General features: G+C 61.7%; 6 protein-coding genes. 1 reads left to right on the plus strand and 5 read right to left on the minus strand.

The window, feature by feature from the left end; all coding sequences use genetic code 11:
• Window positions 1–38: 38 nt before the first annotated feature.
• The 3 genes from ACI38B_RS05700 to ACI38B_RS05710 are packed head-to-tail and all read right to left on the minus strand — an operon-like array spanning window position 39 to window position 3,496.
• A complete protein-coding gene (locus tag ACI38B_RS05700; RefSeq protein ID WP_439729905.1) occupies window positions 39–362 on the minus strand; it encodes a hypothetical protein in 324 nt (107 codons plus the stop codon).
• The gene (feoB, locus tag ACI38B_RS05705) at window positions 363–2,651 is read right to left on the minus strand and encodes a ferrous iron transport protein B (protein WP_439729906.1); all 2,289 of its coding nucleotides are present in this window, start codon (window positions 2,649–2,651) and stop codon (window positions 363–365) included. It abuts the gene before it with no gap.
• Window positions 2,648–3,496: a ferrous iron transport protein A gene (locus ACI38B_RS05710; protein ID WP_439729912.1), complete on the minus strand. Its 849-nt coding sequence runs from the start codon at window positions 3,494–3,496 to the stop codon at window positions 2,648–2,650. The genes feoB and ACI38B_RS05710 overlap by 4 nt, the downstream gene beginning before the upstream one ends.
• Before the next feature lie 95 nt (window positions 3,497–3,591).
• On the opposite strand from ACI38B_RS05710, the gene ACI38B_RS05715 reads away from it, so the two are divergent.
• Window positions 3,592–5,061, plus strand: coding sequence for an MFS transporter (locus tag ACI38B_RS05715; protein ID WP_439729907.1), 1,470 nt, complete (start codon window positions 3,592–3,594; stop codon window positions 5,059–5,061).
• 919 nt (window positions 5,062–5,980) lie between these two features.
• On the opposite strand, the gene ACI38B_RS05720 is transcribed toward ACI38B_RS05715, so the two are convergent.
• Both ACI38B_RS05720 and ACI38B_RS05725 read right to left on the minus strand, forming a co-directional pair.
• A complete protein-coding gene (locus ACI38B_RS05720; protein WP_439729908.1) occupies window positions 5,981–7,738 on the minus strand; it encodes an ATP-binding cassette domain-containing protein in 1,758 nt (585 codons plus the stop codon).
• Window positions 7,739–8,140: 402 nt separating this feature from the next.
• On the minus strand, window positions 8,141–8,543 hold a 403-nt coding region (locus tag ACI38B_RS05725; RefSeq protein WP_439729909.1), incomplete at its 5' end, for a DNA/RNA helicase domain-containing protein.

Consider the following 8,543-nt stretch of genomic DNA (forward strand, 5'->3'; position numbering starts at 1 on the left):
TGGTGCCGGATCGGTTTTGTGGGTTCGCTGCGGGTGTGCTAAGCCTTGGCGCGTCTTTTTCTGCGCAGTTGGATCGGTTTGAGCGGGCAGCCTGCACATAGCGGCGAATTCGGGTCGGGCGTGCAGCCGCCCGTGGCACAGCCGTGCGAGCCGCGCCACGTAACCAGATCGATTGCGCCTTCAGCTTCCAGGCTTTCGGCAATCTGTCTGACGAAATCCACAGGCATGCCAAGTACTCGAGCACACGAAGCGATATCAAGCCCCTGCCGGATCATCACCGCAACCCTGCCGCGGACGCCGGTAGGCATGTGGCGAACGGCGTGTTCGGCGGTTTCCGCGGCTGCATCTATTCCAGCACTCATTCACATCACCAGTCTGAGCAGTTGGAACGCGACCACCGCAAGCACATACGCGACCACCAGTCCCAGCGCGACGCTGCCGGCCGCAACACGCCCGCCGTATTGGCGTTTCAATTCCGCCACCGTGGCCAAGCACGGCGTGTACGCGAGCACGAACAAGAGGAATGCAATCGCCGCGGCGCGCCCATGCCCGCCCGAAGATTCATCGAACGATTCGCGCAGCTTGCTTCCGAGCGCGCCCTGTCCCTGCTGTTGTTCGGACTGGTCGTCCGTGCCGGAGATGCTGTAGGACTGGGACATCGAGCCGACCACCACCTCCTTGGCAACGAACCCGGTGAGCAGGGCGGCCGAGGCATGCCAATCGTCGAATCCGGCGGGCGCGAACACCGGCGCCACCGCATCGGCGACCACACCGTAGGCCGAATCATGCACATCCTCGACGTTTCCGAAACTTCCCGCACCTGCCGTTGCGGGAACGGAGGCGAGCAGCCACAGCACGATGATCACGCTGACGATGATCGAGCTCGCTCCGCGCAGGAAGCCCCACAGACGGATGAGTACGGACCGGACCAGCGCCACGGCTTTCGGCCACTGGTAGGGCGGCAGCACCATGGCGAACGGTTCGGGTTTGAGATCACGGAACACGGTGTGCCGCAGCAGCACACCGATCGCCAGAATCAGCACGATCGAGATGACATACATGAGGAAGACGACCAAGCCCGCCGTGGAGCGGAAGAACGCGTACGCGAGCACAAGATATACAGACAGTCGCGCAGAACACGAGGCGAACGGTATCAGCATGCCGACCATGACGCGCTGCCGTGAATCAGTGAGCGTACGGGTGGCCGCAAGTCCTGGCAGATTGCAGCCGAAACCGACGACAATCGGCAGGAACGCACGCCCGTCAAGCCCCAGGGCACGCATCAGACGATCCATGACGAACGCGGCGCGCGCCAGATACCCGCAATCCTCTAGCAGGGACAGCATGATGAACATGATGCCCATCGGCGGGATGAACGTTGCCACGGTGATGACACCGTCGAGCAGACCGTCCACAATCAGCCCGTGCACCCAACCGCTTGTGGCGCCCGGGCCGAACAGTGACATGATCGCGTCGATCCCGTCGGTCAGCCACCCGCGCACGGTCACGTCAAACCAGTCCTGCATCGGACCGGCGAGCGTGGTGGTCGCCTGGAACACCAGATACATGACCGCGAGGAACACCGGCACACCCAACCACGGGTTGAGCAGGACACGGTCGATACGGTCGGAGACGGTCTCCCGCCCGGCATGGTCCAGACCGAGCCGGTGGATGATGTCGGCAGCCCAGTCGAAGCGGCGGTCGGCGCCCTCACGGACCATGGTTGCAAGCTCTTCGTCGTTGCCGACGTGCATCAGCTGCAAACCGTGCGGCAGCGGGGTTCCGCCGAAACTGCCAGCTACCGTGCGCATAAGCAAATCGGTTCCCTCGCCGGTGCGCGGGTCAATCGCGATCACCGGCACACCGTCAAGCGCCTGTGACAACGTTTGCGGATTGATATCGTCACCTTGGCGGCGGGCCAGATCGTTCATCGACAACGCGACGACGACAGGTCGGCCAAGTTCGAGCACGCCCGCGAGGAAGTACAGGGATCGGACGAGATTTGTGGCGTCCAGCACGGCCACCAGCGCATCCGGCGTCGGCATGCCGTCGATTCCCGCGGCGGCCTGTGCGGCGACCCGCTCATCCGGCGACTGCGGGAGCAGCGAGTAGGTGCCGGGCGTGTCGATGATGTCCCAGATGCCCACGGACGATTCGGGAATGCCCGGTTTTCCGGTCATGCCAAGCCGCCCGCGTTCGACAAGCACCGTGGTGCCCGGTGCGTTCATTACGCGCGCGCCGGCACCCAGCAGCGCGTTGAACAGTGTGGATTTGCCGACGTTGGGGTTGCCGACGAACACCACACGGCGGGCCGTCTCGCCGCTCACCGTATGCCCGCCGCCGGAACCGTGATGGCAGTTCGCATCAGCGTCGGCACTGGGCGCGCGACCGAATCGAATGGCGTCGAACAGCCGTTCGAGCCGTCCTCGGGCCGGCTGCGTCGGCATCGACATCATGTCGTCGTGTCCGCTGCACTGTCCGTCATGCTGTCCGCCGTGCTGGGCATGTCCACAATGTCCACAATGCCCGTCATGCCCGTCGTACCCGGTATCCCCGGTATAAGCAGGTTTTGATTCGCCGTCGCCATGCCCACAACACGCGGCGCGCCCGGCGGCATTCGTCGATTCTTCAGGCTTGATTTCCGCGCTCATGATTGATCTCCATGCGTGTTGGGTTCCGCTGGCCGGACGGTGATGGATTGGGCGGTGGCCGCGTCGATGGCGATTCTACCCGTGCCTATGGCGATGACGCGTCCGCCGAAATTCGACCGCTGAGTGACGCGTACCAAACCGCCCGCCCTGATGCCGAGTTCCAGCATTCGCAGCACATGTCGTTCATCCATGCGCACGCCGGTGACCCGCATATCCTGCCCCACCGGGCATTCTTCCAACGTCCACTCTTTGGCAGTTTCGAGGTCGTTGTCAGCGCTGGTATGGAAGCCGGTCTCGCCGCCAGCGCCGGCGCCAGGTCCACCATCGGAATCGAAACCGGTATCGTGTGCTGATTCACCCGCTCGCGAAGCTGCTGTCGAGTCATGTGGGTCGTGTGAGTGCGGGCCGTGCGGGTCATGTGGGTCATGTGGGTCATGTGGGTAGTATGCGCCTGATTCTCGTTTCATCACGTACCGACAATAACCGGCATGACACCGATTGCACAAATTTTTGGAAAATAGCGTATTTTTTCCGTTCACACCTTTTCTGCATACGTCACCGAGGCAGTCTGCTGCAGGCACCCGCCGCTCCCGGTGCCGTCCACCCCCGGTGCGTAGAGTATGACCGTCTTCCGCGCTGGATGGGGTGACGCAACACGCCCCATGGGATCGGCGACGAAAACATACCCCCCACTCGCAGCGCCCAAAGCGTACGCAGCGCCCAAGCGCCAGTAGCACCGCGATAGCGTCTACACCCGTGCAAACCGCGCCTTCTGCGAACCCGATACCGGCCGGCACGCGCGAGCAGGCAAGCCACCGCACAACAGACGACACATGACAGCGCATAGCAACGTATGACGGCCGGGACACGGCTCACAACCTGTGGCGGCAAACGACGATAAACGATGGCAGACGACGACAACGCTTTGACAAGGAGCATGATGGCAGAAAGCACACGGCAACAACTGAAACCAGCCGGCAGCATGGAACACAGCCACGACCACCGCGCTGACCTCTTGAACGCACCCGACTCCCCCGTGCCCTGGCGCACCCGCGTGGCGATCGCGTCGATCGGCATGCTTTCCTTCGTCGGTATTCTCACCGAAACCTCGATGAACGTGACCTTCCCGACCCTCATCTCCAGCATGCACGTGTCATTGGCGACCGTGCAGTGGCTGACGACGGGCTACCTGCTGCTCGTGACCATCGTGATGAGTAGCACCGCGGACGTGCTCAAACGGTTCAACCCGCGCCCGTTGTTCTTCTTCGCGCTCGCGATGAGCGTCGCCGGCGCGCTGATCTGCCTGGTCGCCCCCAGTTTCGCCCCTCTGCTGGCGGGGCGTATGCTGCAGGCTGTGGCCACCGGAATCGCCACTCCCCTGATGTTCCAGACGATTTTCACAGAAATCCCCGTGCACAAGCTGGGTGTCTACACCGGGTTCGCAGCGGTGATCATCTCCCTGGCCCCGGCATTGGGACCGACATACGGCGGCATTCTGACGAGCATATGGTCGTGGCGGGCTATTTTCGTAGGCGTGCTGCCGCTGCTCGTGGCCATCGGCATTGCCGGATCGCTGAGCGTAAGCGGCAAGGCGCCGGGAACCGCCGGCCGCCGGTTTGACATCGTGGGTCTGCTGATCCTGTCGTGCGTGTTCCTAGGGCTATTGCTCACTTTCAATCAGGCCGGTGTGTACGGCTGGCTGTCGTGGCAGTTCGGCGTGGGGTTGCTCATCTGCATAGCCCTGATCGCGCTGATGACCTGGCATGCCGGGCATGGCGAGCGCAAGCTGTTCGACTACTCGATTCTGGGCAATCGGCTGATTCGCTTGCGCCTGTTCGGGTATTTCGGCATGCAGTTCATCAATATTGGTATGTCGTTTATTCTGCCGTTGTATGTGCAGGATGTGCTCGGCGGATCGGCAATGGCCGCCGGCTTGATGCTGCTGCCGGGCGCGCTGATCGGCGCGGTCGCCTCCCCGGTCGCAGGCCAAGAGTATGACCGTTCCGGTTTGCGCCGGCCGATCACCGTGAGCATCACACTGATGGTGTTGGCGCTGGTGTTGCTTGCCGGGTTCGCCGGGTCGCTGACCGTGGTACTCATGGGCGTGTTCTACGCGTTGCTGCGTATCGGGTTCAATATCGGATTCGGCATCACCATGTCCGATGCGAGTACGGTGGTCGCCCCGCGTCAGAAATCCGACCAGAATTCCTTGTTCTCGATGATGCAGCAGTTCGCCGGGTCGCTCGGCACCGCGGTCATGAGTGCGGTGATCGCCGCGCAGACGCTACGCATGCCGGTCGATGCGGCGACTGTGAGCGGCAGCCGTATCGATTTCATCATTCTGCTGGTGTTGGCACTGGCGATCGGCGTGGCTACGGCACTGTCCTTCCGTGTGCGGCGGGAAGCGTAAGCAGGCGGATACAACAGCGACCGGGCAAACCGCCCTCCCCGTCGGCTCCTGTCTGCATGCGCCGGACTGATACAACGGAATACCGCACGAACGCACCGCCATCTGCGGTATCTGTAGTACCCGCTCAGAGCTATCTCGTCTATTTGTGTGCGTCATCGCCTGATTCGCGAGTAGCATCGTTGATATTCCGCGGCCGATACTTGCGATATCGACTTTCACGAACACTGATAGAGCAGATGCGCTCCAGGAAGTACTACAGAAAGGCGAGATGCACGCCGGAAGTACCGCAGATAAACGAAGTACCGTCGGCAGAGCGGTCTCGCCTACACGGTTGGCTGCTATCCAGATATCATGCATGCCATGCGACTCGTGCGACAATCCCATTGCACCGAAGCCAGATAGCTGCCGGAATAATACCACTGAGCGGCGCTACCAAGCCCCTGTGCGACACCGCAGTCACACCACAGTTAGATATTCGCTCCGCAGACTCCACCCGTCAAGTATTCTCGCCGCCATGCGACGCCCCGACTGTGTGAGTCAATCCTCACATATCGGCCCCAGCGCGATCAAAACCGCGAACCCCAGCTACCGGACCGGCCTTCGTGTGAGCCAATCCTCACACGGCAACGGTCAGCACCATCAAACCAGCCGATTCCAACCAACAGACCCGTCACCATGTGAGCCAATCCTCACACGATGGGCATGAGCTGCTTCGGAACTTCTCAATGCAGCTCACCCAACCTCGAGCGTGTGAGCCAATCCTCACATGATGACGATCGACGCGCTGGAATCAGCCAAATCAAACCATCGACCGACCGGTGTGTGAGCCAATCCTCACACAACGACCCTCGGCACCGCCAAACCAGCCGATTCCAGCAACCAAACCAGCCGCCCTGTGAGCGAATCCTCACACACTCACCTACGCGTGCACCTGCCACAGCTGGGTGACCGCCTCGCGCAGGAACGGCATGTCGTGGCTGACAACGATAACTGCCCCGCGATACGCGGCGAGCGCCCGGGCGAGCGCCTGTCTGGAATGCAGGTCGAGGTGGTTGGTCGGCTCGTCCATGATGATCAGATGCGGGTTGCGCGTGACGCCGAGGCACAGGAGCAGTTTGCGCAGTTCACCCGGCGAGGGTTCGCTGGTGGCGGCGAGGATGCGGTCGGGGTCGGCATTGAGCTGGGCCATGGCTGAGAGCACATTGCCGCGATCCGCGGGACTAAGTTGCGCAAGCTGGTCGAGCGCGGCGTGCGCGTCGTCGCTTGTGGTGTTCTGCGCGATGACGAGCCGCGGCACGTCGAATGGCTGCGCGTCGAGTCGTGCGAGCAGCGCATTGAGGATGGTGGTTTTGCCGGCGCCGTTCGGCCCGATGATGCCGATATGGTCGTTCGGGCCGACGCTGAGCACCGGAATGCGCACGCCGCCCGGGGTGTGCCAGGCGTGTGCGGTCACGGGGATATCCGATGCCGATCCTGCTGCACCCTCCGATTGCGCTATATCAGTCGGTTTCCTTGATCGTGCAGATTCCGCCGTATTGTCGCTTTCACCGCCCGCACCTGCAAGACGGCCGTCAGATTGCGCCGAAACCTGCACTGCCGATTCCCCGAACGGAATAACTCCCGCGTCTAACCGGACAAGTTCAGTCGCATGGCTGGGTTCGATGCCGGCGAATGCGGTCAGGTCCCCGTCGTAGCGTTTCGCCGCGACCGTGATGGAGTCCGCCACCTGTCGGGCGGCCTCAACGCGGGCGTCGAGTCGTGCCTGCGCTGAACCAGCGGAGCCGTCGACACTGGTCATTTTGGCGAGTTTTGCGGCGTTGCGCGCATCATGGTCTTTGCGGTCGATGGAGCGGTTGGCCCGCCATGATGTCGCGGCGAGCGCCGCCTCATGCCTGCGTGATGCGCTTTCACGTTGCAGTCGTGCGGCTTCCTTATTCGCTTGGTCGAGCGCCCGTTGTTCGCCCGCCTGCTGGGTTTGCGCGTCGGCGAATGCGGCCGTGTAGTTGCCGGGACGCACGATGACCTGGGTCACGTTGTTGTGTCCGATATGACGGCGTTCGAAGCAGGCGCACCGCATGGCAACTTGGTCGATGAGTTCGATGTCGTGACTGACGACGATACCGACGCGTCCCCGGCGCGGTGCTGGAAGCGGGGCAGGCACGGATGCAGGCGAATCAGCGCCTCTGCCCTGCCCGGTGAAATCAAGCATGGCATGCGCGATGGTGTCGCGGGTCGGCGCATCGACGTGGTTGGTCGGCTCGTCAAGAATCAGCACGTCAGGCTGCGAGGCGAGCGCGCACGCGATTTGCAATCGTTTGCGCTCGCCGCCCGAGAGCGTGTCGTACCGGTATGGCCAGTCGTCCGCGATACCGAGCGTGTCGCGGATCGCTATGGTTTCCGGACTCCAGTCACCGGCAAAATCATCCAGATTGGCCGGTACAACGGCGACATCCTGCGGACAGAAGGCGATAACTGCGCCAGACGGGCTGACTTGCCCGCGTTCCGGTGTGAGCGCGCCTCGCGCGATATGCATGAGCGTGGATTTGCCGATGCCGTTGTCGCCGAGCACGGCAGTCCAGCCGGGCGCGAACGTGACGGTGACGTCTTCAAAGATCGGTTCCGGCGCCCCGGGGTACGTATAGGTGATATGTGACAGATTCAATGCTGTGATAGACATGCTGTGGTCGATACTGGCAGAGACGCTGGACGGGGCATCGGCGCTATGGTGCGACTCCACAGTCGCACCACGACGAAATAGCGATCGGAATAGCCATACAAATGGTCGCAATCAGCCCGCCGTGCGACGCAGCAGTCGCACCACAGCCAGATAGCCGACAGTATGGCAGCCTTGCGGAAGTTATCTGCCCGCTGCGCAACACCGCGCTCACACCGCAGCAAGATATCCACCCCGCAGCCTCCACCAGCTAAGTAATCTCGCCGCCATGCGACACCCCGATTACACAACGAGCCGATACAGCTGTGCAACGCCCACACCAGGCCGATAGCGAGTTACCGCGAGACTTCCCCGTCACATATGTTCATGCTTACGATGACACACGTGACGGGGATAATACCCAACTCAGGACAACGTTTGCAGTTCGTTCTCCGCGCTTTCATCATCCGCCGATGCCGCGCTGTGTTCCGCTTCGTATATCTTCACCATACGCTTCCACTGAGCGTGATTCTTGGCATCCTGTTCTTTTCTTTCCTGAAGATATCCTTGGTACTCCTCTAAAAGCTTCTCCCGCAGCTGCTTATCAACCGCAAAGATGTACAATCCATGCACACCGCGCTTCATCAACACATTGAACTGGTTGCGGATGTTACGAATCCGATCCTCTTGCGATGCCTTCTTCTCCTTGGCGTACTGGTCGCAACTGGCATCAGGATCATATATCACTTTGCCGTCACGGTACTTGACAGACGGGCCAATGATGACGCCGGCGATATTGAGATCGAATCCCTGAATGGTATAGGTCGAG

The organism is Bifidobacterium sp. (assembly GCF_051876855.1).
In the GTDB taxonomy this organism is placed as follows: domain Bacteria; phylum Actinomycetota; class Actinomycetes; order Actinomycetales; family Bifidobacteriaceae; genus Bifidobacterium.